The 23,857-nt window shown below is 65.5% G+C and carries 24 protein-coding genes and 1 pseudogene; 6 read left to right on the forward strand and 19 right to left on the reverse strand.

Features of this window, described 5'->3' with window-relative positions; all coding sequences use genetic code 11:
- Nucleotides 1-533: 533 nt before the first annotated feature.
- The 9 genes and pseudogenes from B9Z01_RS24890 to B9Z01_RS24935 form a co-directional block, all read right to left on the reverse strand.
- On the reverse strand, nt 534-1,094 hold the full coding sequence (locus tag B9Z01_RS24890; protein WP_085487997.1) for a phosphonate degradation HD-domain oxygenase: 561 nt from the start codon (nt 1,092-1,094) through the stop codon (nt 534-536).
- Nucleotides 1,095-1,098: 4 nt separating this feature from the next.
- Nucleotides 1,099-1,254: pseudogene (locus B9Z01_RS24895) on the reverse strand (phosphonoacetaldehyde dehydrogenase); the annotation flags it as partial.
- A 41-nt stretch (nt 1,255-1,295) separates the two neighbouring features.
- Nucleotides 1,296-2,570 carry a phosphonoacetate hydrolase gene (gene phnA, locus B9Z01_RS24900; RefSeq protein WP_085487999.1) on the reverse strand — a complete coding sequence of 425 codons (1,275 nt, stop codon included), beginning with the start codon at nt 2,568-2,570 and terminating at the stop codon, nt 1,296-1,298.
- 70 nt (nt 2,571-2,640) lie between these two features.
- Complete coding sequence (locus tag B9Z01_RS24905) at nt 2,641-3,393, reverse strand: phosphonate utilization associated transcriptional regulator (protein WP_085488384.1); 753 nt, start codon at nt 3,391-3,393, stop codon at nt 2,641-2,643.
- A gap of 98 nt (nt 3,394-3,491) precedes the next feature.
- Nucleotides 3,492-4,355 (reverse strand): 2-aminoethylphosphonate ABC transport system, membrane component PhnV, encoded by an 864-nt coding sequence (gene phnV, locus B9Z01_RS24910; protein WP_085488001.1) that lies wholly within the window; start codon nt 4,353-4,355, stop codon nt 3,492-3,494.
- Nucleotides 4,345-5,298 carry a 2-aminoethylphosphonate ABC transporter permease subunit gene (locus B9Z01_RS24915; RefSeq protein ID WP_085488003.1) on the reverse strand — a complete coding sequence of 318 codons (954 nt, stop codon included), beginning with the start codon at nt 5,296-5,298 and terminating at the stop codon, nt 4,345-4,347. The genes phnV and B9Z01_RS24915 overlap by 11 nt, the downstream gene beginning before the upstream one ends.
- Nucleotides 5,276-6,376 carry a 2-aminoethylphosphonate ABC transport system ATP-binding subunit PhnT gene (gene phnT, locus B9Z01_RS24920; RefSeq protein WP_085488386.1) on the reverse strand — a complete coding sequence of 367 codons (1,101 nt, stop codon included), beginning with the start codon at nt 6,374-6,376 and terminating at the stop codon, nt 5,276-5,278. Before phnT ends, B9Z01_RS24915 begins: the two co-directional genes overlap by 23 nt.
- A gap of 214 nt (nt 6,377-6,590) precedes the next feature.
- Nucleotides 6,591-7,679 carry a 2-aminoethylphosphonate ABC transporter substrate-binding protein gene (gene phnS, locus B9Z01_RS24925; RefSeq protein WP_085488005.1) on the reverse strand — a complete coding sequence of 363 codons (1,089 nt, stop codon included), beginning with the start codon at nt 7,677-7,679 and terminating at the stop codon, nt 6,591-6,593.
- Between the two features lie 668 nt (nt 7,680-8,347).
- Nucleotides 8,348-9,103: a DeoR/GlpR family DNA-binding transcription regulator gene (locus B9Z01_RS24935; RefSeq protein ID WP_085488009.1), complete on the reverse strand. Its 756-nt coding sequence runs from the start codon at nt 9,101-9,103 to the stop codon at nt 8,348-8,350.
- 219 nt (nt 9,104-9,322) lie between these two features.
- Here B9Z01_RS24935 and B9Z01_RS24940 point away from each other — a divergent pair, with 219 nt between their 5' ends.
- Nucleotides 9,323-10,882, forward strand: a complete 1,560-nt coding sequence (locus B9Z01_RS24940; protein ID WP_085488011.1) for an ABC1 kinase family protein — start codon at nt 9,323-9,325, stop codon at nt 10,880-10,882.
- 110 nt (nt 10,883-10,992) lie between these two features.
- Nucleotides 10,993-11,862, forward strand: coding sequence for a DMT family transporter (locus B9Z01_RS24945; protein ID WP_085488388.1), 870 nt, complete (start codon nt 10,993-10,995; stop codon nt 11,860-11,862).
- A 40-nt stretch (nt 11,863-11,902) separates the two neighbouring features.
- Here B9Z01_RS24945 and B9Z01_RS24950 read toward each other — a convergent pair whose 3' ends face one another.
- Entirely contained in the window at nt 11,903-12,820 is a 918-nt protein-coding gene (locus tag B9Z01_RS24950) for a L,D-transpeptidase (protein WP_085488390.1), read from the reverse strand.
- 523 nt (nt 12,821-13,343) lie between these two features.
- Between B9Z01_RS24950 and nadE the strand changes: the two genes are divergently transcribed.
- Nucleotides 13,344-14,198 carry an ammonia-dependent NAD(+) synthetase gene (gene nadE / locus B9Z01_RS24955; RefSeq protein ID WP_085488013.1) on the forward strand — a complete coding sequence of 285 codons (855 nt, stop codon included), beginning with the start codon at nt 13,344-13,346 and terminating at the stop codon, nt 14,196-14,198.
- A 97-nt stretch (nt 14,199-14,295) separates the two neighbouring features.
- Here nadE and B9Z01_RS24960 read toward each other — a convergent pair whose 3' ends face one another.
- The 6 genes from B9Z01_RS24960 to B9Z01_RS24980 form a co-directional block, all read right to left on the reverse strand.
- Nucleotides 14,296-14,562 (reverse strand): hypothetical protein, encoded by a 267-nt coding sequence (locus tag B9Z01_RS24960; protein ID WP_085488015.1) that lies wholly within the window; start codon nt 14,560-14,562, stop codon nt 14,296-14,298.
- Nucleotides 14,563-14,567: 5 nt separating this feature from the next.
- Entirely contained in the window at nt 14,568-14,723 is a 156-nt protein-coding gene (locus B9Z01_RS35685; RefSeq protein WP_167387568.1) for a hypothetical protein, read from the reverse strand.
- Between the two features lie 313 nt (nt 14,724-15,036).
- Entirely contained in the window at nt 15,037-15,387 is a 351-nt protein-coding gene (locus B9Z01_RS24965; RefSeq protein WP_085488017.1) for a hypothetical protein, read from the reverse strand.
- 156 nt (nt 15,388-15,543) lie between these two features.
- Nucleotides 15,544-16,215 carry a hypothetical protein gene (locus B9Z01_RS24970; protein WP_085488019.1) on the reverse strand — a complete coding sequence of 224 codons (672 nt, stop codon included), beginning with the start codon at nt 16,213-16,215 and terminating at the stop codon, nt 15,544-15,546.
- Between the two features lie 373 nt (nt 16,216-16,588).
- The gene (locus tag B9Z01_RS24975) at nt 16,589-18,259 is read right to left on the reverse strand and encodes a S10 family peptidase (RefSeq protein WP_085488021.1); all 1,671 of its coding nucleotides are present in this window, start codon (nt 18,257-18,259) and stop codon (nt 16,589-16,591) included.
- A gap of 142 nt (nt 18,260-18,401) precedes the next feature.
- Nucleotides 18,402-19,961: a S53 family peptidase gene (locus B9Z01_RS24980; RefSeq protein ID WP_085488392.1), complete on the reverse strand. Its 1,560-nt coding sequence runs from the start codon at nt 19,959-19,961 to the stop codon at nt 18,402-18,404.
- A gap of 327 nt (nt 19,962-20,288) precedes the next feature.
- Here B9Z01_RS24980 and B9Z01_RS24985 point away from each other — a divergent pair, with 327 nt between their 5' ends.
- Nucleotides 20,289-20,798: a DUF1993 domain-containing protein gene (locus B9Z01_RS24985; RefSeq protein ID WP_085488023.1), complete on the forward strand. Its 510-nt coding sequence runs from the start codon at nt 20,289-20,291 to the stop codon at nt 20,796-20,798.
- Nucleotides 20,799-20,943: 145 nt separating this feature from the next.
- Here the strand turns inward: B9Z01_RS24985 and B9Z01_RS24990 are convergent, their stop codons facing one another.
- A complete protein-coding gene (locus tag B9Z01_RS24990) occupies nt 20,944-21,603 on the reverse strand; it encodes a LysE family translocator (RefSeq protein ID WP_085488025.1) in 660 nt (219 codons plus the stop codon).
- 155 nt (nt 21,604-21,758) lie between these two features.
- On the opposite strand from B9Z01_RS24990, the gene B9Z01_RS24995 reads away from it, so the two are divergent.
- Nucleotides 21,759-22,229: an Lrp/AsnC family transcriptional regulator gene (locus B9Z01_RS24995; RefSeq protein ID WP_085488027.1), complete on the forward strand. Its 471-nt coding sequence runs from the start codon at nt 21,759-21,761 to the stop codon at nt 22,227-22,229.
- Between the two features lie 107 nt (nt 22,230-22,336).
- A complete protein-coding gene (locus B9Z01_RS25000) occupies nt 22,337-22,570 on the forward strand; it encodes a hypothetical protein (RefSeq protein WP_085488029.1) in 234 nt (77 codons plus the stop codon).
- Nucleotides 22,571-22,711: 141 nt separating this feature from the next.
- On the opposite strand, the gene B9Z01_RS25005 is transcribed toward B9Z01_RS25000, so the two are convergent.
- Together B9Z01_RS25005 and B9Z01_RS25010 are read right to left on the reverse strand one after the other, a co-directional pair.
- On the reverse strand, nt 22,712-23,197 hold the full coding sequence (locus B9Z01_RS25005) for an OsmC family protein (RefSeq protein WP_085488394.1): 486 nt from the start codon (nt 23,195-23,197) through the stop codon (nt 22,712-22,714).
- 83 nt (nt 23,198-23,280) lie between these two features.
- Nucleotides 23,281-23,652 (reverse strand): hypothetical protein, encoded by a 372-nt coding sequence (locus tag B9Z01_RS25010; protein ID WP_085488031.1) that lies wholly within the window; start codon nt 23,650-23,652, stop codon nt 23,281-23,283.
- Between the last annotated feature and the right edge of the window lie 205 nt (nt 23,653-23,857).

Here is a 23,857-nt window from a genome sequence, read left to right on the forward strand (position 1 = left end):
CCGGTCGCTCACTCAACGTACTGACGATGGATTTCTGCCTGTCTCGCGACAGGCGAAAACCTTCCTCTAATACTTGGTGTGAGACTCTTGATACTTTCGCTTCAGCCAGCTCCCGAAAGAACCGGCCCGCATTCCGCATCAAGTGCCCACACTTATCGGCTGTAGGTTTTTAAAGATCGGTCACAACACCTGCGGTACCCACTATCCGGTACCGCTTCGTTTGCGTCGCTGCGTCTGCAGCGGAGAAGCGGAATTATGCAGTCTCTTCGTGGCGCCGTCAACAGGTTTCTGACAATCCGTCACCCCGTTCACGCCGCCAGAGCCCTGCCATGACTGGCTCTCCCGCTTCCCCATGCCCCGCTGTGCGGAGCACGAAAGAGCGGAATTCTAGCGGCCTCGAAGAGGGCTTGCAAGCGTTATTCGGGCCTGGATTGAGCGCATCAGAATCGGCGCAAGAAGATCGACGCCGGCCATGCTGGCGCAGTGAGCCTGAGTCGCGCATCGCGCTCCGCATTTATCCCACACACCCCAACTCAAACAGCCACATGTCTGCACATCACGCGTTCAACCAGCTTCAGATAGTGCTCAAGATCAGGTGTCGCACGATCCTTTAATTTTGCGCGGTCATCCCATCTACGCAGACGCAACGCATCCTCCGCGTACGGCTTTTGCAGGAACGCCTCCGCTTCCTCCTTACTGAAGATGCCGCCCTGCAACTCCAGACTGCGCACCGAATCGGCGGAAAGTTGCCCGAAGTAAGTCGCGTCGATTGCGCAGAGGCAGCGCTTCGCGTCGACGTGCAGGCGAATCGGCTCCAGCACCGCATCCGATAACACCGGTCGCAAGAACGGCAGCGCGAAATACTGATGCAGATCGTCGATGCCTCGCTGTGTCGGCGTTTCGCCTCGCAGATTGAGCAGATGCCCGAGGTCGTGCAAAAACGCCGCGGCGACCAGTTCATCGCTCGCACTCTCCTCCTCGGCCAGCGCGCCGCTCTGTAACGCATGCTCGAGTTGCGTCACCGGCTCACCGCTATACGCGAGGTGGCCATGTCGCTCGAACAGCGAACGGATATCGTCCAGACTCAATGCCACCTTGTTACCCCCACGGTAATGAAAACGTCTTCAGATTGATAACGCTCTTCATCGCTTCCTGAATGCCTTCCTTGTCGCCGTGCCCCGAATCCTCGAGGCCGCCGAACGGCGCCGGCTCGATCCGATAACCCGGCATTTCTCACACGCTGACCGTCCCCACGCTTTCCGCACGGAACGCCCAATGGTCCCGCAGCGCCATGTTCACGATGGCGACACGCGGTTCAGCGCGACGTCGAAGATATCGAAGTTGCGCAGCCGTTTGCCTTCATTGCCGCCACTCCCTGCACCCAAAAGCTGAACGCGCCGGTTGAACAGCAGCGGCACCTCCTGTTCCGAAATCCCGCCGTGCGAGCGCAACGGCACGGTCAGGCCGGACAGGTCGTGCTCGTCGCGCCGCGTGCCGAGCACGACATGCTTCGCGCCGATCACGACGATGTCGCCGATGCGGTCTTCAGGCAGTTCGAAGCGCGCGCACGCAGCACGCCGCTCGAGTACGACCTCGACTCCCGGCAGACGGCCAATGCGGTCGATGACCCACGCGGCGTCGACATCCCGCGGCAGATAAACCGTCGCGAACGAACCGAGCGCGCCGTGATGAACCACGTACGGATCAGTGATCGGCAGAATCACGCGCGCCGTGCTCACGTCGAGCCAGTCGTCGAGCACGTCCTGCAGATAGATCACGTTCGGCTCGCCGGTTTGCGGATCGTGCTTCGCGTTCATGCCGTGGTCGGCGGTGAGGCCGATCACCCAGCCGAGCGCGTCGAGCTGCGCGAGATAGCCGTCCATCATCGCGTAGAACGCGTTCGCGCCTTCGGTGCCGGGCGCCCATTTGTGCTGGATGTAGTCGGTGGTCGACAGATACATGAGGTCGAGCTTGCGCGTCTGCGCGAGCCGCAGGCCGGCCGCGAACACGAATTCGGAAAGCGCGGCGCTGTACACGTCGGGCAATGGCAGGCCGACCAGATCGAGCACGCCGTCGATGCCGTTTTCCTCGCGCGTCACCTTGTCGGCTTTTTCCGCCGAGAAGCAGATGCCCTTCAACTGCCAGCCGAGCAGGCCGCGCAGCTTGTCCTTCGCGGTGACGACGGCCACCGCGGCGCCCGCATCGGCGGCAGCCGCGAGCAGCGTGCCGGTGCGCAGGTAGACGGGGTCGTTCATCATCACTGCCGCGCCCGCGCCGCCGTTCGCGGCCGGGTCCCAGAAGTAGTTGCCGCAGATGCCGTGCACGGACGGCGGCACGCCGCATACGATCGACAGGTTATTCGGGTTCGTGAACGATGGAATCACGCAGTCGCCGCGGAAGGCCGCGCCGCCTTCGAGCATCGAGCCGATGAACGGCGCGGCGCCGGCCGCGACCGCGGCCTCCAGATACGCGAACTCGCAGCCGTCGACGCACACGACGACGGTCGGTTGCGAGGGTAGCCGGTAGTGGCGGCCGTTGACTTCGATCGTACGTTGGTCGGGGTGTGTCATTACTGGGTTTCCCATCACTGGGGTTGTCATTGCCGGTTGTCGTTGCTACTTCGTCGTTTCCGCTTCGTCGTCACCTTCCGCGCGTGCCGCGCACGCACGCGGCCGCCGCGACCCGCTCCGCTCCCGCCGCCTCGCCAGACTCACACGCCACATGCGCGCGCTGCTGTCCGCCATTCACATGCGCATGCATCAGCGCAGCGGCTTGCTCGGCGTCGCGCGACGCGAGCGCGGTCAGAATCGCGCGATGCTCGGCAAGCGAGCGCTCCATCGCGTCGGCTCGCACCACGAGCGCGGCACGGCGAAAGAGGCTCAACTCGCTGACCAGCCGTCGATACGTCTCGTACAGCTTCGTGTTGCCCGCCGCCGCCACGATTGCATCGTGAAACGCGACGTTCGCACGCGCATACGCATCGTGATCCTGCAGCGCAAGCGCGGCACGCATCGCGTCGAGCCAGTCGCGCAGCACCGCGAGCTTGCCCGCATCGATGCGCGCGGCGAGCATCCGGCACGCCGCCTCTTCGAGCACCGCGCGCACCGCGTAAATCTCGTCCGCCTCCGCGAGCGACACCGTCCGCACGAACACGCCGCGGTTTTTCTCGGTGCGCACGAGCCCGGCCTGTTCGAGCGCGCGAAACGCCTCGCGAACCGGTCCGCGCGACACCTGCAGCCGCGCCGCCCAGTCGGCTTCGTTGAGCTTGTCGCCCGGGGCAAGCGTGCCATCGACGATATGCCGCTCGATCTCGTCGCGAACCAGCGTCGTCAGCGAATGCCGGCGCACGACCTCGATCTGATCGACGGAAGCAGAGTGCATATATTCGGTCATTTTGACAAATTTTGCCACATCGACATCGATGCGCACCGGTTGGTGCGCCGCGTGCGCGCGTCCGTCAGATCGCGGATGTGCCGGCCCGGTCAGTCGAGTCAGTCGATCCGGCGGCGGGGAGCACGCGCCGCGATCAGCAGCAGCGCGACCAGCGAGACCAGCAGCAGGATCAGCGACAGCGCGGAAGCCGGCAGGTAATAGCCGCGTTCCACCTGCCCGACCACGACGATCGGCACCGTCGCGAAGCCCGGTGGATACACCGTCAGCGTCGCACCGAGTTCGCCGAGCGAGAGCGCGAAGCCGAGCGCGAGGCTCGCGCGGATCGCCGGCACGAGTTGCGGCAGCACGACGCGGCGCAGCACCATCGACGGTGGCGCACCAAGGCTCGCGGCGGCCTCGCGCAGCACGGTCAGCTCCGGGCGCAACGCGGCGGCGGCGCACCGGTAGCAGAACGGCAGCACCAGCGCGAGCTGCACGAACACGACGATCGCCGCCGAGCTGGACAGATCGATCGGCCGCTTGTGATACGCGATCAGCACTGCGAGCCCGAGCACCACGCTCGGCACGCCGTTGGGCATCATCGCGATCGTATCGACGACCGCGCCGAGGCCGCGCCGGTCGCGTCCTTCGAGCGCGAGCGCCAGCCACAGCCCGAGCATCGTGCCGAGCACCGCGACGCCCATGCCGACTTCGAGGCTCGTGGTGAGCGCATCGAAGTCGCTCGAACCGAGGCGCTCGAACCAGCGCATGCTGAAGCCGTCGGGCAGGATCGTGCCCGACCAGTGCGAGGCGACGCTCGACAAAGCCACCACCAGCACCGGCAGCACGAACAGCCAGAAGCACAGCAGCGCGGCGAAGCCGAGAAAGAGGCTGCCCAGCAGGCGCGTGAGCAGACTGTGGCGCACCGGCCGCGCCTTCTTGTGCATGACCGGCAGCACGGTCGGGTCGAGTTCAACGGCCATGTCCCGCTCCTTTCACCTTGCGACGGTTGACCTGGCGGTACAACGCGTACAGCGACAACGACATCAGCAGCATCACGACCGCGCCGGCGGCGGCGGTCGGCAGATCGAGATCGACGGTGGCGGCGCTGTAGATCGCCACCGGCAGCGTAATCAGATGCGCGCTGCCGAGCACGAGCAGAATGCCGAATTCGTTCAACGTCAGCAGAAAGCACAGGATCGTGCCCGCTGCGATACCGGGCCACGCGAGCGGCAGGATCACCCTGAATGCGACCATCAGGCCGTTCGCGCCGAGGCTGCGCGCGGCTTCGATGAGCCGCCGGTCGAGCAGCGCGAACGAAGCCAGCGTCGGACGCACGACGAACGGCGTATAGAACACCACTTCCGCGAGAATCACGCCGCCGATGCCGAACAGGAAATCGAGCGGCGGCGCCTGCAGATTGAAGAGCCGCTGCAACCCGATGCTGACCGAGCCCTGCGAGCCGTACAGAAAGATCAGCGTGAACGCGACGAGAAACGACGGAAACGCGACGAACAGTTCGAGAAAGCGCGTGACCATGCGCGCGCCGGGAAACGGCTTGAAGAACAGCAGCGACGCGAGCGCCACGCCGAGCAGCGAAGCCAGGCCCGCGCTCGCGAACAGGATGCCGAGCGTCGTGCCGATCACGCCGCGCGTTTCGGGATTGCCGAAAAAGGTCGAATACGCGTGGATAGAAGGGCCGTGCGCGCCGGTCAGGCTCAGCATCACGAGCCGCACGAGCGGATAGATCACGAGCGGGCCGAGCACCACCACCGCGATGAACAGCAGATGCCATTGCGCGACGCGCTCGCGCCGCTTCACCGCGGCCGTGTGCGCGGCGGCGCTCGCGAGACGGCGCGCGGCGGCAGCGGCGTCGCTCGGGGCGCCGAGCGGATTGGACGTATCAGGGCTTGATAAGGACGACATCGTCAGCCTCGTAACGCAGGGAAACACGCGCGCCCTTCTCCGGCGTCATGCCGTGGCCGCGCTGCATCGTGACGAGCACGGGGTCGTTCGGCAGCGCATCGAGCACGACCGACACCGACAAGGCCGCGCCATACCATTCGACCGATGCGATCACGCCGTGCAACTGCCCTTCGCCGAGCGGCACGATGCGCAGCGTCTCCGGCCGCAGACAGGCAACCCGCTCGCGCTCGTTGTGGCGCGCGTCGTCCATGCCGAACGCGACCTGCGGCGGCAGCAGATTGGCCGCGCCGAGATAACGCGCGACGAAACCATCGGCCGGTGTGTCATACAACTGCTGCGGCGTGCCGAGTTGCGCGATGCGGCCTTCGCGCATCAGCAGTGTGCGGTCGGACAGCACGAGCGCGTCGTCCTGATCGTGCGTCACGCAGACGATCGTCAGATTCGGCAGGCGCTCATGTAGCGCCTTCAGTTCGGAGCGCACCGACGCGCGCAGATTGGCGTCGAGCGCGGAGAGCGGTTCGTCGAGCAGCAGCACATCGGGCTCGATCACGAGCGCGCGGGCCAGCGCCACGCGCTGCTGCATGCCGCCCGACAGTTGCGCGGGCATCACGTGACCGGCGTCGCCGAGTTGCACGAGCTTGAGCGCATCGGCGACGCGGCGCGCCACGTCGCGCGCGGGAATACGGCGCGCGCGCAGACCGAACGCGACGTTCTCGAATACCGACAGATGCGGAAACAGCGCATAGCTCTGGAACAGCAGGCCGAGATTGCGCTTGTGCGGCGGCACGTGCGTGAGATCGTGGCCGGCCACGGTCAGCGTGCCGGCGAGGCCGTCCGCTTCGATGAAGCCCGCGATAAAACGCAGCAAGGTCGTCTTGCCGCAACCGCTGCGGCCGAGCACGGTGAGCAACTCGCCGCGCTGGATGGTCAAGGACAGATCGTCGAGCACCGTGCGCGCGCCGAAGCGCACCGTCAGGTGATCGATCTGCACGCCGCCGGGTGCGTCCGAACGCGCGGCGTCGAGCGCATCCAGTGAAGCGCCAGGCGCGTTTGGGTGAGCGAGACTGGCCGTATTCACCGGGGTCATCCTCCAACAAAATTAAAGCTGATGCGGCACTGCGCGGGATCGGCTCGAAAGAGCCGCCTGAGGAACCGGCTTGAATGGCCGGCCCGAGGGATCGGCCTGGGTAGCCGGCCCGAACGACCGGCTCAAGTAGCTGGCCCGAGCCGTCGGGCTTGCCCCGGCTCCCGCGATAGAACGCCGCCTGAATCCATGCAAGTCCAGCCGCGACTTACTTCGGCTTGACCACTTCGATCTGCTTGCCCGACGAGCCGATCACGTCGTTCTTCCAGCGCGCGGTCCAGTCGGCCTTCTTCGCCATCACCTGGTTCCAGTCGACCGGAATCAGCTTCACGCCCGTGATCGCCTGCTTGACCACCTCGCCGTTCTTGCCCGCGAGCGGCACGTCGCTGCGGCCCGGAATGCCGAAGATGTCCGGCACCTTCGACTGCACTTCCGTCGACATCAGGTAATCGATCAGCTTCTTGCCTTCCGCCTGGTTCGGGCCATTCTTGATCAGCGCGATCGCGTACGGCAGCTGGAACGTGGTCGGCTGGCCGCCGGGCGCTGCGGCGAGGAACACCGGCTTGAGCGACAGGCCGCCGTTGGCCGCGTCGTCGAGGTCCATCTGCAGATCGCCGTTGGCGACCGCGATTTCGTTACGCGAGAGCAGCACGTCGAGATAGCCCGTGCCCTTGGTGTGGAACTTGGCGCTCTGCTCGAGCTTCTTCAGATAGTCGAATGCCTTGTCTTCGCCCATCAGCGACGAGGTCAGGATGATCACCGCCATACCGTCGCCCGCCGTTGCCGGATTCGAGTAGGCGATCTTGCCGCTGAAGTCGGGGTGCAGCAGGTCCGCGAAAGTCTTCGGCTGGTTCTTCGTGACGTCGGGGTTGATCGCGAACGAGAAGTAGTTGTTCACGAAGGTCGCCCACGCGCCATCCGGTGCCTTCGCGATGGTCGGCACGTTCTTGTAGTTGGCGCTCTGGTACGCCTGCAGCAAACCGCTCTGGTCGGCCTGCTGGATGAACGGCGGCAGCGTGACGAGCACGTCGGCCTTCGGCTGATCCTTCTCGATGGTCGCGCGGTTCACGACTTCGCCGCTGCCCGCCGTGACGATATTGACCTTCACGCCTTCCTTCTTTTCGAAGGCCGGCAGCACGTCCTTGTAGAGATTTTCGAGGCCGTCGGCGGTGTACAGCACCACGGCGTCAGCCGCATGGGCCTCCATCGCCGTGCCGAACGCTGCGGCGGCGACGAGCGCCGGCAGCAGTTTGCGCGCGAGGCCGGCCGCGGCGTGAAGGGAATTCGTCTTTTTCATGTCGCTTTCTCCGAAAGGCAAAAAACCAGACGGTCGGGATAACCCATACCTGTAGTGTTTGAACGGCGGCTCGCGCCGCGCCGCTTGTGTGTTGCCCGCAGCCGTTGCCGCGCCGGTCTCCGTGGATTGCAGATTGCCGACAACTTTGCTGCTTCTCGTCCAGCCTGACTGACAGCTTACCTACGACACTCGCGCTGTCGCCATGCCTGAACGGGCATGGCAAGAATCACAGGTTTCGATGACAGCGCCGTGACTATTCTGTCGAATTCCAAAAAACGACACAATTCGCCAAATTAAACCAAATGACAAAAGCCACCGCGCGGCTGGAACGCAAGGTTCCGGGCATCGATCCCGTCTGGATCGTACATGGCGAAAATGACGATGTATGCAGCGCGGATCGAGGAAATTCCGTTGGGCGGGCCGTTGGCCGCGGTGCTCGCTGGTACGCGGTTCGCGCGGCGCGCTTGCCGTACTCGCGGCGCTCGCGTCGCTTGCGGCGTGCGGGGGCCGGACAAAGCCGCGTATTGTGCACGGCCGCTCGAGATCTTGCAGCGAAACGGGAGGCTTTTTATCGAGATTTTGGCGGGCGGGGAATGGGTTGGAAATGAGCTGCCGGGATTGAGCTGACAGCTCTGCCGAGCGCGAAGCAACCAGCCCCGCACGCGCGCTCAAGCGATCAGAATCTCCGGCCCGTGCGCCGCGATCGCCTTGCCGAGCGTGTGCTCCGGCGCCAGTTCGGTCACCAGATAACGCGCCGACTCGATGCCGTTGATGCGCACCGGCGTCACGCGCCCGAACTTCGAATGGTCGGCGACGATCACCACCATGTCGGCTGCCGCGATCATGCGGCTGCGCACCTCGGCGGCCAGGCGGCTGTAGTCGGTCAGATAGCCGTCGGGCGAAATCCCGCCCGCGCCGATGAACGCGAAGTCCGCGTGGTACTGCGTAAGCTGCTGGACCGTGTCGAGGCCGAAGGTCGCGTCCTCGATATCGGATAGCTCGCCGCCGAGCAACGTGACGCGGTTGTCGTTGCGCCGGCCGAGCAGCAGCGCGATGCGCCAGTCGTTCGTGTAGACGGTCAGCCGGTGCCGGTCGAGCAGCGCGCGCGCCACCGCCTGCGTGGTGCTGCCCGAGTCGACGATCAGCGATGCGCCGTCCGGCACGAACTCGGCCGCGCGCTCGCCGATCGCGCGCTTCGCGCCGGCATTCTCGGTTTCGCGTGTATCGAGGTCGGGCTCGCGCCGCTCATTCGACAGCGCGCCGCCGTGCGTCGTCGCGAGCAGACCGCGGCCGGCCAGCGCGTTGAGGTCGCGCCGGATCGTCTCGCGCGATACGTTCAGTTCGCGCACCAGCTCGGCGACCGAAAGCGCGCCGTTTTTTGCGACTTGCGCGAGGATGTATTGGTGTCGTTGTTCTGCGAGCATCGGTGAAGGGCCGCACGCGGCGCGCCTGAGTTGCGTCGTGGATCGGGAAAGGCGGGGGTATTGTATTACGCGTCGTTGCTGTCGTTGCTGTAACACGCCAGCGGACACCACGACCTGCTAACCTTGACGCGCTGGGCTCATCGAACCTGCGGCGTCACCCGCCGCCGTTGCCCGGCCGATGCCTCACGAACACCGCCTCGCCCGTCGACCGAACCGCCAATGCCGCCACTGTTCCGCCGTCTACTGCTGCTGTTCCATGCGCTGCGTTACGGCGCGCGCCTGATCTGGCTTGCCGCCCCGTCCGACCACAAGCTGCACTGGATGATCGAGCTGGTCAGCCGCGTGCATGCGTCGGAGCGCAGCGGCGCGCAGTTGCACAGCGTACTGCCGGCGCTCGGGCCGCTCGCGAGCCGCTTCGCACAGACGCTCGCCGAGCGGCCCGAACTCGCCACCGGCACGCTGCACGACGCAATCGACGCGATCGATCACATGGAAGAGCCGCTATCGCCGGCCGAGTCGGAAGCGGCATTGTCGCGTGCCTTCGGCCAGCCGCTCGCCGGGCTGTTCAGCGCGGTCGACCTCGTGCCGGTGAAGAGCGGCTTTGCCGAGCAGACCCATTTCGCGCGGCTCGCAACGCCGCTCAAAGGTCATCGCGAGGTGGCGATCAAACTGGTGCGCGTGCAGCAGTTGCAGCAGATCGGCGACGAACTCGCGCTGCTGCGCTGGGTCGCGCGCTGGCTCGAAAAACTGTCCCGCACCGCAAGCCGCCTGCAACTGCGCGCGCTCGCGCAGACCTTCACCGACGACATCCTGCGCCGCTTCGATCTGCGCGCAGAAGCCGCAAACCTGAGCCAGACCGGCCACCATTTCGACGGCGACAAGCGCATCGCCGTGCCCGACGTGATCTGGGATCTGTGCACCGACCACACGCTGACGATGCAGCGCATCAACACGCTGCCGGCGAGCGACCTGCCCGGCTTGCATGCGCATCACATCAAGCTCGCGCGGCTCGCCGCGCAGATCGTCGAAGTGGTCACCGAGCAGGCGTTCGAGCACGGCTTCTTTCACGCGACGCTCGACGCGCGGCGCGTACGCGTGAGCATCGAGCCCGACACGCTCGGGCGCCTCGTGCTCGCGGAATTTTCGATCATGTCGACGCTCTCGAGCGACGAGCGCGAGTTCTTCGTGCATGGCGCGACCGCGCTCTTCGACCAGGACTACGGGCGGCTTGCCGACATGCATCGCAACGCCGGGCACGTGCCGCATGACACGCGCGCGGAAGTGCTCGAAGCCGAGTTGCGCACCCGCGCCGAAGCGCACTTCGCGGCCGCGCCGGAAGACCGCTCGGCGGGCTCGCTGTTTCATCATCTGCTGCACGGCGTGCTGCCGTTCGATGGTCACGTGCCCGGCCGGCTCGCCACCGCACAGCGCTCGTTCCAGCAGGCGGAGATGCTGGCGCGCGCGCTGCATCCGGGTGTCGATACATGGAACATCGCGCGCGGCGTGCTCGCCGATCTCGCACGGCGCGATATCGACCATCGCGGCTGGCTCAGACACATCTCGCATGAATTGCCGCATCTCGCGCATATGCTGCCGCGCGTGCCGCAACTGGCGGTGCGCTATCTCCAGCAGCAGCACGATCGCGCCCGCACGCCGCAGCAGAACGCGCAGCTGCTCGCGGATCTCGCCCGTGAATACCGGCGCACGCGCCAGCTGCTGTGGGGATGCGTGCTATGCGGCGGTGCGCTCGGTGCGGGGGCGATGTTGCTGATGTGGTGAAGTCCACTCCGCGCCGCACGTCAATCAATTGCAGCTTCGAACAAGACGCGCGTCACGTCTGACGACAAGATGGCGGCTTTTTCACGCCGTCCGCGTCAATGGCCGCCTCAATGCTCGCTTCCTTCATCGCTGCCGTCTTTGTCGTACTGTGGTCGACCGGCTTCGTGGTCGCTCGCGCGATCACGCCCTACGCCGACCCGAATCTCTTTCTGCTCGCCCGCTTCGGCGGCACGGCGCTCGTCTTCACGCTCGCCGCGCTCCTCTCCCGCGCGACGTGGCCACGCCGCAGCGATTTCGGCAAACACCTGGCCGCGGGGGCACTGCTGCAGGGTGTCTATCTCGGCGCTGGCTACTGGGCCGTCGCCCAAGGCCTGAGCGCGGGCGTCATGGCCTTGCTCGGCGCACTGCAACCGCTCGCGACCGCCGCCGTCGCCGCACCGCTCTTCGGCGAGCGGCTGTCGCGACGTGGCTGGGCCGGCATGGCGCTAGGCCTCGCCGGCGTCGTGCTGGTGCTTGCGCCGAAGCTCGCCGCGACGACCCCGCCAACGCATGGCAACGCGCCCGCGTGGCTCGTCGTGCTCGTGTCGATCGCCGCGGTCGCCTCGATCACGGCGGGGACGCTGTTCCAGAAGACCGCGCTCGCGAAAACCGATATTCGCAGCGCGAGCGCCGTGCAGAACGCCGGCGCGGCCATCGTCGCGGGGGTGCTGGCGCTTGCGCTCGGCGAGCATCGCTGGACCGCGTCGCCGACGCTGTGGGCATCGCTCGCGTGGGGCATCGTGATGCTCTCCGGCATCAGCGTCACGCTGCTCGTGTGGATGGTCAGACGCGGCGACGCGGCACGCGCGACCGCGCTGGTGTTTCTCGCGCCGCCGCTCGCCGCGCTCGAAGGTTATCTGGGGTTCGGCGAAACGCTGTTGCCGGTGCAGATCGCCGGGTTTGTCGTTGCGCTGGTGGGAGTGCTGCTGGCTCGGTCGTGAGATACGGTGCGGTGGGCAACTGAGACGGCGTGCCCGCACCTCAATCCGCCGTATCCGCATGAGCCGGCATCCGCGCGCGCGCACCCGCGCCCGGCGCGGGCGACCACGCCGGGCGCCCCTTGCGCTGCGAATCGACGACGACGATATAACGCCCCGCCCACGGCATGATCTGCCGATCGCTTTTCAGCACCCACAGCGATTTGCCCGAATCGACGAGCGCTGCGTATTCGGCGTCGAGAATGCCGTAGTGGTCGAGAAACGTATTGAGCGACGCGGGAATCCGCACGCAGCCCTTCGAATGGCGAATGCCGAGCAACGACTCGAGCCGGTCGGGGTCGGTTGCATGCATCTGGAAGCGCATCTGCGAGATGCCGCCCTTCCCCCAGCCGCGTTCGCCCTGCGCCCAGCCGAGGTCGAAGATGCGCATGTCGCGCCTGCCGTAGCCGCGAATATGGTTTTCGTTCTGCGTGCCCTCGGAGCGGAAATCCATGTTGTCGGGCGTATGTTCGAACACGCCGAGCGGCGTGATGAAGTGGTCGTACTCGCCGGGCCGTCCGGTCGACACCGGCGAGGCGCCGATCATCTGCCAGGGATCGGCCGGCACCGCGCGGAAATAGACGAAGAGCGCCTGCACGTTCACGTTGCGATCGACCAGCACGACGTACTCGCCCGACAGATTGCCGAGCGTCTGTTCGTCGAGCGCCGCCTCGAGCCGGTCGGCGTATGCGCGTTGCTCCGCGGCCGGCACCTTGAGCCGGCGTGTCACGTCGTGCGCGAACACGTCGCGCAGCAGGAACGCACGCTGCGGATCGACGACGCCGGCCGCGTCGGGCGCGGCAACCGCGGACGCGTTGATCGGGCCCAACGGCCGGTTTGCGGAATGCGCCGCCACGGCGGGCAGCGCCACGGTCTTCGCCGCCCCCGGCGCGGAGGCCGCTGCGTGACCCGGCGCCGCCATCGCTGCCGTGCCCGACAACGCGCACCACAATACGCACAGCAACGCCCACTCAGCCGCGCCGATGGCGCGCCTCAGGTTACGAACGCTGCGCGCGCCGCGAAGCGCGCGCAGCGCCATGTGTTGAAACGGCCGCCCCATCATTTCGCACCGACGAACCACCGGGGCCGATGTCAGACGCTCCAATCCAGGCTGGCCTGGCCGATCCGGGTAGTTCATCGCGTATCAGAGCAAACATGATTATTATTGATTGCCCGCCGGTTTACTGCAGCGCGCGGAACGACGATATTACTCAGCACATTACGGCCTGTCGATGAAAATACTGTCAATTTCCGAATCCCGCCGTAATCATTGATGATTTTCGGTAATTCACGTGTCAAGCAGAATTCCGCTAATACGTGATTTAAATCAAATAGCCGCAATAAAATCCTGAAACGATCGATCGGTTCATCCGGTAAAAAACCTTCCACGGCCGCCGCGGCGCGGCTCGATGTTTAACTGTTTTGCACGAGGAGTCGTAACAATCATGGTCCAACACGATCCAGCCACCCACCAGGCAAGCATCGCGGCCGAAATGCACGTCGCCGTGGAATTCGACGCCAGCGGTGAAATCGAGCGCCGGGTCGATTTTCTGGCGAACTACCTGCGCAGCAGCGGCCTGAAAACTTACGTGCTCGGCATTAGCGGGGGCGTCGACTCGACAACGGCCGGACGTCTCGCGCAACTCGCCGTCGAACGGTTGCGCACGAATAATTACAATGCGCAATTTGTCGCAATACGTCTGCCTTACGGCGAACAACGTGACGAGGCGGATGCGCAGCAGGCATTACGCTTCATTCGCGCCGACGAAAATCTCGCAATCGATATCAAACCCGCCGCGGACGCAATGCTCGCATCGCTCGATAAAAGCCGCGTGTCATTCAACGACGAATCGCATCGGGATTTCGTGCACGGCAATATCAAAGCGCGGCAGCGCATGATCGCGCAATACGCGGTGGCCGGCGCGCGGAGCGGCGTCGTAATCGGCACGGACCACGCCGCCGAATCGCTGATGGGGTTTTTCACGAAGTTCGGCGACGGCGGCGCCGACGTGCTGCCGCTCGCCGGGCTGAACAAACGCCGCGTGCGCGCGGTCGCGAAGGCGCTGGGCGCGCCCGAGGCGCTCGCGCACAAGGTGCCGACCGCCGACCTCGAAATGCTGCGCCCGCTTCGCCCCGACGAAGACGCGTACGGCATACCGTACGACACGATCGACGACTTCCTCGAAGGCAAACCGGTCAGCGATGCCGCACGCGCCGTGATCCTGCGATTCTACGAGGCAACGCGTCACAAGCGGGCGCTGCCGTACACGCCATTCGACTGGCCGGCGCGGGCTGATTAAAACCTGAAAAGCGTGAGGAGAGACGACGAGCGGGCGGCTGAAATACCGCGGTAGAAACGCAATGCGCGCGCGGTGCTTCGCGCATGCCCGCTGCCGCTCATTGCGCGGCGGGCGGTTCGTCGCTGAACAAATCGGCGCTCGCTTCGAGCGGCTGGCCGCCCAGATGCCGGCCATGGATCTGCCGCGCGATCACGTCGCCGACATACGGCACGTCGGCGTCCAGTTCGACCGTCGCATAGGCGCCCGGTGTGCCGGCGCCCACCACCTCGACGTTTTTCGCGTAATGCCCCAATTCGTGTTTGAGGAATTCCCGCACTTCCTGCTCGCTGCATGATTCGGCGATATTGCGCACGGTCAGGTTCATGCGGCCTACCCTCGACGCGCGTCGCGGCCTGCCTGACGATCCGCGCTTTCGCTGCGCACCGGCCGCAGCGCAGCGCGCTGTTTCGCCTGAGTGGCGGCGAGTTCACGGATCACGGCCGCGCCGGCAACGCCCAAAGCGAGCAATGACAGATAGAGGGCCATTATTCAAATCTCCTCGGCGAATCTCGTTCTGTTGTGTGGAGCCATCTGCGACACGGAAAGCGCTGTGAGACGGGGTCACGGCAATGTCACACCGGAGTCGCAGGAAACGGCGAAACGTCTTCGTCAATGCACTGTACCTGAATAAGCCGCGTCAACAATAGAAAAACAACGGCTCATTCAGTACAGCGCTTGCCTGGCCAGCGCGGCCGCCGCTCATCGCGGCGTCAAGCGCCAAGTTCCATGGCCCGGCGCGGAGCGCGTCGCCGCTGGCGTCCTGCGGGGACTGGCGCAAAAGGCGGGCTGATCGAGCGGATCAGTCCGCCGCTTGCACGTTCGACGCGCTCACCCACCACGCATTCTTGCCCTGCGGCAGCCGGATCAGCACCGCGGACGGATCGTCGACGCCGTCATCGGTGATCTGGCACACGGGCAGGCCATCGGGCAAGTGCTTCACTTCGCCCGCCGCCTGGAACAACGCGACGCGCTGCGCGCTCAGCGGACGCAGTTGCCGGTACACGTCGAAGCTGATCGCCGCCGGCACGTCGCCGCGAATCACGAGCGAATCGGCGCTCGCGCAATGCGCGGGCGGGGCAGCCAAGGCGGCGCTGCTGCCGCACAGGCAGCCGATGGTCAGTGCCACGGCGGCTAGACGGGAATGGGTCATGGTGTTTCTCCGAAAAAATGGGAATAGCGAATTGCGAACTTTCGACAGCGGCGACGACGCGCACGCACACATGCAAGGCCGATTCTCGCGAGCGCGCGCGCAAGGGAACGAATCGATCCGGGCGGCGGGACGCGCGCGCGGCTTCGAACGACGCGCTCAACGCGCGCGCTCGCGCTCCTCGCCTCGCCGGCCGTCGCTTGCGCCGGTGTTATCGTCTCCGGTTGCGAGATCGAGCCGGCTCACGTCACAGGTCGTCCGGCCGAAACCCGAATAAACCGCGGACCAGTTGCCGACGATCGCCGCTTGCGCCTGCGCGAGACTCAGCTTGCCTTCGCAGACGCAGTGCTTGAGCATGACCACCGCGCGCGCCTTGCGGCGCTCGCCCTGCGGGCCAGCCCACGGTAGAAGATCGAGATTGGCGGGCGAGTCCGGCGAGCCGCCAAGCAGGATCGGCACGCGCCGGTCGAGCGCGAACGCGGCGCTGTCGTCCGCATCGATGCCGCGCGCGGCCAGCATGCGATCCCTGTGCGCCATCAGTTCGTCGAAGGGCGGCGCGACCGTGTCCGCGTAACCGGGACGGCAAATCGTTTCGCCGACCGATTGCTGCGTGACGCGTTCGTCGAGCATCGTGCTGTTCTGCGCGGCGGCGGCGCCGACGCGCAACGCAAGGAGCGCGGTCACGCCGAGCAGCAGCGCACGCCGCGCCCTCCGGGCGGGGCGGGTGAAATCGTTCGCGCGCGCGGGCGCCGGCGCGTTGGCCTTGCCGTTGCTGCGGGTTACGTCGCGAAAAAGGCGGGTGCGACGCGTGTCTGCCATGCCTGCATTCATTCGTCGGCGCGCCGGCTGAGGCGCGCGGTAGTTCAATTCGCGGGGCAATTAAAACACATTCAATATGCTTACGTACAAAAGCCGGGCTCGGGCGTGATGCGCGGGGTGGGATAACAGGCTCATGAAATACGCATTAGCGGACTGCCGCGCCGGCTGGAAAGTGCCTTCCATTGCAGACCCGCGCGGCAGGCGGACGAAGGTAGAAGCTTGTGCGCAAGCGCGAGGTGCGAGGTGCGAGGTGCGAGCCAGCATGATGGCGACGGCGGCGCCACTACCCAAACGCGCCGCCCGTCTGCGCCTCTCGATCTTCACGACGAGTGTTTCACCCCTGCGCCTTTTCTCCCGCGTCGACGCACAGCGCCTGAGCTCGCCACTACTTCGCCACCCGCGCCTGCAACGCGCGAATCCGGCCGAGCGCCTGCACATTGGACACCGTGTCCTCGTACATATGCGCGAGATCGGCCTTGAGCGCAGTGCGAGATCCGCCGTCGAGATAGACCATGTGCCCCGACGGATAGAACCGCGCGGACAGATTCTGCCGCACCTGCTGACTGAGCAGCGGCATCTGCTGGAGATCGAGCACGGTTTGGTAGAACGGCGTCACGAAGTCGAAAAAGCCGTTCGCCGACAGCACCTTCAGGTCGGGATTGAGCGCCATCACGGCCGCGAGGTCGCCGGCCGTGTACAGGATGATATTGCCCTTCGAGTCGACCCCTTTCTGCGCGCCGGTCGGATCGATATGGCTGAAATCCCAATACTTGAACGCCTGATCGTTGAGATCGGTGAACGACGAATTCGACGTGTACTTCAACTGCTCGTTCAGATACACGTTCCACATCGTCGTATAGACGCCGGTGACGGCGGTCATCGTCGGATCGTTGCCGCCCGAGTTCGGGTCGATCTTGCCGGCGATGCCGGTGTCGATCGCGGTCACGCGGCCGTCATACTCGCCGAGCGCGAGACCTTGCGCCTTGAGCAGCGTGGTCAGGAACAGCGAATTGCCGCGGCTGTCGTAGCCCGCGATATCGAGGCTCCACGCGAGCAGTGTCGTTTTGTCGATGCCCGTGTATTCGCTGAGTTTTTCGACGGTCGCCGAGTCGGTGGCCGGAAACTTGCGCAGCGCGGCCAGATAGTCGGTGCGCGCGAACTGCGCGACTTCTTCGGCGAACGCGCCAAGGTCGGCCGGCCGCGGCGCGACGCCGAGTTTCTTGTGATACCAGGCGTCCGAGGCCGCCGTGGGCAGCGCGCCGACCGGATTGCCGGCCTGCGTGTAGTCGAGAATCGACGATTGCAGCGTAATGCCGTTCAGGTCGACACCGTCCTCGTGCAGGCGATAGGCGAGCACGCAACTGCGCGCCGTGCCGTAGGATTCGCCGTACAGATACTTCGGCGAATTCCAGCGGTTGTTTTTCGTCAGAAAGCGCTTGATGAACTGCTTGAGCGAATCCGCGTCCTGATCGACGCCCCAGAAGTCGCGATTCTTCTTCGGCGCAATGGCCGCCGAATAGCCGGTGCCGACCGGATTGATGAAGACGAGGTCGCTCCTGTCGAGCAGACTGTCCGGATTGTCTTCCATCGAGTACGGCGCAGGCGGCGTGAAGCCCGGCATGGACGTCTTGATGCGGCGCGGCGCGAACGAGCCGAGCAGCACGAACACCGACGACGACCCCGGGCCACCGTTATAGAAGAACGTGACCGGCCGCGTTTCTTCCTTCTGGTTGTCCTGCGTGAACGCGACGTAGAACATTCGCGCTTCGGGCTGCGAGCTGCTCGGATCGACGATCACGAGATGCCCCGCCGTTGCCGTGTAATTGATCTTGTGGCCGCCGATCGTCATCGAATGATGTGTGATCGCGGCAGTCTCGGCTGTTTCGGTAACCGAATCGTCCGGCCCGTTACCGTAGGCGACCGGATCGAAGAGCGGCTGGTCGCCGCCCTGGATCTTGTGCGGCGTGCTGGTGGCGCCCGCCGCGCCTGCCGTGGCCGCGGCAGGCGCGTTGTGAGACGGATGCTGACTACCGGAAGCTGACTCTGTGTTCGTCATGATCGCTCCATGGGTTCGTTTTAATGCTGTGCGGCCCTGCTTGAAGTCTTCGCTTTACGTCCTCTCTTTACATCCTGGCTCTGCATCCGCTACCTGCGGTATGCCGTATGTCGCAGACTGCTGTTGACCAGACTGTTGCTGACTATAGTGCGCCCGCCACCTTCTGACCAATCGGACTGCCCAGTCCCGTGCAAGCGTCCCAGCCCGCCGATGCGGCGAAGCTGCCGTTGTTGCCCTGGGTGATGTCGTTGCACACGCCCTGCGCCTTGTAGAGCTTCGCATTGACGAAGCCGACCGGCTGCCCCTTCGCCGCGTTGATGCGCGCGATCAGCCCCGCCCACAGCGGCGCGACCGCGCTCGTGCCGCCGACCACGGTCTGCGTGCCGTCGATCAGCACGCTGTAGCCGGTGACCGGCGACGCATCGCCCGCCACGTCCGGCACGCCGCGCCCGCTCAGCGGCTCGCTGCCGCCGCCCGACAACGTCGCCGACAAGCCCTGCTGCCACGCAGGCACCGGAAACGCCCGGCTCACCCCGCCGCCGCTCGCGCCGCCCTGCTGGCCGTCGTTCCATACCACCTCGCGCGTAATCGACGAGCCCGACGCCGTGAGGCTCGTGCCGCCGCATGCGAGCACGTACGGGCTCGATGCCGGGAAGTCGACCTGATCGCCGCCACCCGAGCCGTCGCTCGAACCGCTGTCGCCCGACGCCGCGCAGATCGTCACGCCGAGCGCCGCCGCCGATTGCAGGATACTGTTGAACGCCTGCATCGACTGGCTGGTCCAGACCGACTCCGGCGCGCCCCAACTGATCGAAATCACCGAGGGCTTGTTGACCGTGTCATGCACCGCGCGGCTCACCGCGTCGATAAAGCCCGCGTCGCTGTTCTGCGTGAAGTAGACGGCGATGGTCGAGCGCGGCACGATCGCGCCGACGATCTCAATGTCGAGCGTGACTTCGCCGTCCGGCCCATTCGGGTCGCCGCTCGGTTGATTGCCGCCTTGATCGACGCCAACCGATTTCACCGTCGGTGAGGCCACGCCGAGGCTCGCGAAATAAGCCTTGAGATCGGACGTGTTATAGCCGCCGCCGAGTTCGACGATGCCGACGCACTGGCCGTCGCCGTCGCCCTGCGGAAATTGGTAGAGCGCTGCAAGTTGCAGCGGCGTGAACGACGCCTGATGACCGCGCGCCGGCGCGAATGGCGGCCGGATGCGAAAGTGCGGCCGCGCCTGCGGCCGGTTGTCGAGCCCGAGCACCGCCTCGACGACGCCGTGCAGGTCGTCCGGCACGCTCACCGTGCCGGTGCGGCCGCGAAACTGCCCGGCCGTATGGTGCTGATAGTTCTCGAGCTTGACCTCGAACGCGCTCTGGAACTGCGCAATCGTGCCGCTCAGCAAGACCGAGCGCGCCGCCGGATCTTCGCGCGCGACCGTGAGCCCGTGCGCGGCGGCGAACGCCCTGACCTTCGCGATGTCGTCCGGCGCGGCGCCGTAGTCTTTTGCGAGCGCCTCGCGCGTGAGCGGCTTGACGCTCGGATCGCCGGCTTCGATCCGGCTCATCAATGCATCGAACTTCGCCTGCTGCCGGCGGCGCAGCATGACGAAAACCTCGATCCGTTCAGCCGGATCACATTGGCCGATAACCTTCGTGCCTTGCTCGATCGTTCGCTCGCTGCCTGGCAATGGGTGCTTATTGATCATGGTGTCGACTCTCCTGTTAGCGTGGCGGCACACGCGATCATGCACGACCGCGGCCTGGCGGCTCGCAAGCACGCCACGCGCCTGCACGCGCGCATTGCCGCGTTTGACTTCACGCAGCGACTTCACACAACGGCGGCAGGTTGTTCATCAAGGGCTTTGTCAAACCGTCCGACCAAAGCATTCGAACACAGTTCCGGGGTGCGCGGCAGTTAGCCGAATGGCTGATGCGCATCACGGACGCGTCGCGCTATGATGCTGGAGCGGCATTTCAGCCGTTCCATTGACTCGCGTGCCGCCTGCGCGCGATCGAGAAAATCAGAGGGACCCATGTCAATTTCGATGTATCAAGCATCACTGCCCGTGCTGATTCGCGGCCTGACGAACCTGCAGGCCATTCTGGGCAAAGCCGAAGCGCACGCCGCCGCGAAGCAGATCGAGCCCACCGTATTCACGAATGCCCGGCTCGCGCCGGACATGCTGCCGCTCGTACGTCAGGTCTATATCGCAAGCGACACCGCGAAGGGTTGCGCGGCGCGCCTCGCCGGTGTAGAAGCGCCGAAATTCGAAGACGTCGAACAGACTTTCGACGAATTGCAGGCCCGCCTTCAAAAGACGATCGATTATCTGAAGGAATTCAACGCGGCGCAGATCGACGGTTCGGAAAGCCGCACCATCACGCTGAAACTGCGGCCGGGTCCGGTCGAGTTCACGGGCCTGTCGTATCTGTTCGGTTTCGTGCTGCCGAATTTCTATTTCCACGTCACGACCGCCTACGACATTCTGCGTCACAACGGTGTCGAACTCGGCAAGCTCGACTATCTGGGCGGTATGCAGTAAAGGGCGCAGGCGGTTCGGGCTGCCGGGGTCTTCGGGGGCGGGTTTGCGCCGGCGATTCGCGGCGCGCGTCGTCGGGCTTCGCTCGTTGATCCTCGCTCGTTGATCTTTCTCGCAGCTCGCGCCCGGGTGCTGGCCTCGCCTCCCGTCAATCCAGCGAGAGCCGCAGCGCAAAGCCGATCAGTGCCGCCGAGAACGTCCAGCGCTGCAAGGTCTGCGCGAGCGGATGAGCGCGCATCCAGTCGGCGATGCGCGCGGCGCCGAGCGCATACAGCGCGTCGAAGCATGCGCCGATCACGAGCAGCACGAGCCCCAGCTCGACCATCTGCAAAGCGACCGGCCCCGCTTCCGGCCGCACGAATTGCGGCAGCAATACCGAGCAGAACAGTAGCGCCTTCGGGTTCAGCAGATTCGTCAGCAAGCCTTTGACAAACGCGGTGCGCAACGGACGCGCCGCGCTACCTACAGCACTACCCTTCGCACCACCCGCGGCCCCGCGTTCCTCCGCAGGCAACGCAAACCCCGGCGAGCGAAAAATCTGGATTCCGACCCAGGCGAGATAAACCGCGCCGACGTACCGTACCGCGTCATACAACCACGGCGCGTTGCGCAACAGCGCGGCCATGCCGCATGCGGACAGCGTCACGTGCGTGGCACGCGAAAGCCCAAGGCCGGCCGCGGCCGCGAAGCCGCTGCGCACGCCGCGCGCAATGCTGGTTTGCAGAATCAGCGCCATGTCCGGTCCGGGCACCGCATAAACGACGAACAACGCTGCGATATAAACGGCCAGCAGGTGAGTGGAAATCATGGTAGCCCCCTTGTTTTTCGAGGCTCTATCTTGCTATCGGCGACAGAGGGTTTGCTGGCGAATTACTGGGCGGCAGACATCATTCGCAGAGGAATACGCTAAGATCTCCCCATAAGACAGCGCTTTCCCCCAACCCGTAACGAGCACCCCGAACCATGCCCGCCGACGACCTCGACAAGACGGACCGCGCGATCCTCGCCGCGCTGCAAAACGACGGCCGCATGTCGAATGCGCGGCTCGCCGAAACGGTCGGCCTCAGCGAGACGCCGTGCGCACGGCGTCTGAAACGCCTTGAAAACGACGGCTATATCGACCAGTACCGCGCGATGCTGTCGCGCACGGCGCTCGGCCTTGGCGTGGTCGCGTTCGTCCACGTGCGCTTTGCGGTGCACGACCGCGCGACGGCGACCCGCTTCGAGCGCGAAGTGCAGGCGATCCCGCGCATCCTGTCGTGCCATAACGTGTCGGGCAGCGCCGATTACGTCCTGCAGATCGTCGCGCGCGATCTCGACGACTACGGCGCGTTCATGCGCGACGAACTGCGCTGCCTGCCCGGCGTTACCTCGGTGGAATCGGCGTTATCGTTGCGCGAAGTGAAGCCGTATGGCGGCCTGCCGCTCTCATGAGCGCGAACGTGGCATAGTCCCTCCTGACGCGGCGCGAGCCGAGCCGAGCCGAGCCGAGCCGAGCCGAGCCGACAAAATCGAACGAAACCAGACGAACCGGAGTTTTCATGGACCACGAAAAGGCGCGAGCCGAAGAAACCGCCGCAATGGAACGCGTATTGACCGCGACGAAGCGGGTGCAGACGGCGTTTGCGTCGCTGCAATCGCAATTTCCGCCTGCCGGCAGCGGCAAACCTTCGCAGTTTGCGCTGCAAACTTTCGACGCCGCGTTGCAGGAACTCGAAGACGCCCAGGCCGCATTCGACGAACTGCTCGGCGATCTGCTCGACGGCAATCGTTGAGTCAAAAGGTTTGTGTTAGACGCGGTTGAGCGAGGACCGGCAAAAATCCGGCGCCCGTCCAGCGACCCGATCCCTTCGCCACCAACCCGCCGTCGCTGCGATGCCCAACTCCAGGACAACGCATGACCTCGCGGACGTGCTTCAGCGCGCGTCCCGCGCATCCGCTTCGACCTGCGGCTCACAGAGAATCGGGAAGTTGACCGAGTTGGCGATGTAGCACTTCTCGTGTGCCACATGATGCAGACGCGTGGCGGCTTCGAGGTCGCCGCCCGCGCGAATCACGACGCACGGCCGCAGCACGATCTGCGAAAAACGGCCTTGCTGCGCGCTGTCGAGCATCGTGCCTTCGGCGTCGTCGCGGTAGTCGAGCACGACGATGCCCGCGTCGGAACACAAATGCAGATACCACAGCTTGTGACACGCGCTCGCCGATGCGACGAGCAGATCCTCGGGGTTCCAGCGCTTTGCGTCGCCGAGAAAGGCCGGATCGGACGAACCCGGAATGTCCGGCTTCTCGCCCGACGAAATCACGTGATCGCGGCTGTAGTCGCGATAGCCGGACGTGCCGCTGCCGCGATTGCCCGTCCATTGCACCGATACGTGGTACTTGTGCTCGCCGTGCGCCATCTGCTGCTCCCTGTTGCCGGACTGGACCTGCATTTTATCCGCGGCGCGCGGCGCTTCATACGCATGGCGTCCCGAGCGGCGCGCTAGGGGGTCGGCGCCGCCCTGCCGGAGACGTTCGGCGCGCGCGGATTGGGGCTCATGTAAAGGGCCGTGCCGTTGGCGCGCATGTTGTTGAGCACCGGGCCCGTTCCGGCCGCGCCAGCGCCATACGCCGTGCCCGCCGGCGGAGCACCGCCCGGGCTCGCGCCGCCGCCCACGCCGAGACCCGCTCCCGCCGCCGCGCCCATACCCGCGCTGCCCACCCCGTTGACACCGCCCGACTGCACGCCGCCGGCGCCTCCCGTTCCACCACCGGGGTTGCCCGACTGCTGCGCACCAGCCAGCCCGGCGGCACCCATCGTCAACCCCGCCGCGATCAGCACCGACCGCGCGATCCCGCCCATTCCGCTCATCATGACTCTCCCTGGCTGCAACCTGCTCGAGCAGCCCAAAACACGACGCCGATACCGTTACCGGCTCACCCTCCATTGTGAGCCTGTCGCCGGCCGCGTGCAGCGGCGCCGCACCGCACGGAGCGCGTCCGTGCGCGTTATGATCGGTCGTTAAACCGGAACAGCCGGTCGCGCATGAGGGAGTGCGGGGAGCACGAGGGAGCACAAC

It is taken from the genome of Paraburkholderia susongensis (assembly GCF_900177725.1).
Lineage (GTDB): Bacteria > Pseudomonadota > Gammaproteobacteria > Burkholderiales > Burkholderiaceae > Paraburkholderia > Paraburkholderia susongensis.

What these genes read in the sequence shown, in the direction of transcription:
- B9Z01_RS24935 (WP_085488009.1), bottom strand. Translation starts at nt 9,103, where the DNA reads ATGCTCGCAGAACAACGACACCAATACATCCTCGCGCAAGTCGCAAAA.
- B9Z01_RS24940 (WP_085488011.1), top strand. Translation starts at nt 9,323, where the DNA reads ATGCCGCCACTGTTCCGCCGTCTACTGCTGCTGTTCCATGCGCTGCGT.
- B9Z01_RS25000 (WP_085488029.1), top strand. Translation starts at nt 22,337, where the DNA reads ATGGACCACGAAAAGGCGCGAGCCGAAGAAACCGCCGCAATGGAACGC.
- B9Z01_RS24985 (WP_085488023.1), top strand. Translation starts at nt 20,289, where the DNA reads ATGTCAATTTCGATGTATCAAGCATCACTGCCCGTGCTGATTCGCGGC.
- phnA (WP_085487999.1), bottom strand. Translation starts at nt 2,570, where the DNA reads ATGACACACCCCGACCAACGTACGATCGAAGTCAACGGCCGCCACTAC.
- B9Z01_RS24945 (WP_085488388.1), top strand. Translation starts at nt 10,993, where the DNA reads ATGCTCGCTTCCTTCATCGCTGCCGTCTTTGTCGTACTGTGGTCGACC.
- nadE (WP_085488013.1), top strand. Translation starts at nt 13,344, where the DNA reads ATGGTCCAACACGATCCAGCCACCCACCAGGCAAGCATCGCGGCCGAA.
- B9Z01_RS25005 (WP_085488394.1), bottom strand. Translation starts at nt 23,197, where the DNA reads ATGGCGCACGGCGAGCACAAGTACCACGTATCGGTGCAATGGACGGGC.
- B9Z01_RS24980 (WP_085488392.1), bottom strand. Translation starts at nt 19,961, where the DNA reads ATGATCAATAAGCACCCATTGCCAGGCAGCGAGCGAACGATCGAGCAA.
- B9Z01_RS24995 (WP_085488027.1), top strand. Translation starts at nt 21,759, where the DNA reads ATGCCCGCCGACGACCTCGACAAGACGGACCGCGCGATCCTCGCCGCG.
- B9Z01_RS24970 (WP_085488019.1), bottom strand. Translation starts at nt 16,215, where the DNA reads ATGAATGCAGGCATGGCAGACACGCGTCGCACCCGCCTTTTTCGCGAC.
- B9Z01_RS24965 (WP_085488017.1), bottom strand. Translation starts at nt 15,387, where the DNA reads ATGACCCATTCCCGTCTAGCCGCCGTGGCACTGACCATCGGCTGCCTG.
- B9Z01_RS24990 (WP_085488025.1), bottom strand. Translation starts at nt 21,603, where the DNA reads ATGATTTCCACTCACCTGCTGGCCGTTTATATCGCAGCGTTGTTCGTC.
- phnV (WP_085488001.1), bottom strand. Translation starts at nt 4,355, where the DNA reads ATGGCCGTTGAACTCGACCCGACCGTGCTGCCGGTCATGCACAAGAAG.
- phnS (WP_085488005.1), bottom strand. Translation starts at nt 7,679, where the DNA reads ATGAAAAAGACGAATTCCCTTCACGCCGCGGCCGGCCTCGCGCGCAAA.
- B9Z01_RS25010 (WP_085488031.1), bottom strand. Translation starts at nt 23,652, where the DNA reads ATGATGAGCGGAATGGGCGGGATCGCGCGGTCGGTGCTGATCGCGGCG.
- B9Z01_RS24905 (WP_085488384.1), bottom strand. Translation starts at nt 3,393, where the DNA reads ATGACCGAATATATGCACTCTGCTTCCGTCGATCAGATCGAGGTCGTG.
- B9Z01_RS24950 (WP_085488390.1), bottom strand. Translation starts at nt 12,820, where the DNA reads ATGGCGGCGCCGGGTCACGCAGCGGCCTCCGCGCCGGGGGCGGCGAAG.
- B9Z01_RS24915 (WP_085488003.1), bottom strand. Translation starts at nt 5,298, where the DNA reads ATGTCGTCCTTATCAAGCCCTGATACGTCCAATCCGCTCGGCGCCCCG.
- B9Z01_RS24975 (WP_085488021.1), bottom strand. Translation starts at nt 18,259, where the DNA reads ATGACGAACACAGAGTCAGCTTCCGGTAGTCAGCATCCGTCTCACAAC.
- B9Z01_RS24960 (WP_085488015.1), bottom strand. Translation starts at nt 14,562, where the DNA reads ATGAACCTGACCGTGCGCAATATCGCCGAATCATGCAGCGAGCAGGAA.
- B9Z01_RS35685 (WP_167387568.1), bottom strand. Translation starts at nt 14,723, where the DNA reads ATGGCCCTCTATCTGTCATTGCTCGCTTTGGGCGTTGCCGGCGCGGCC.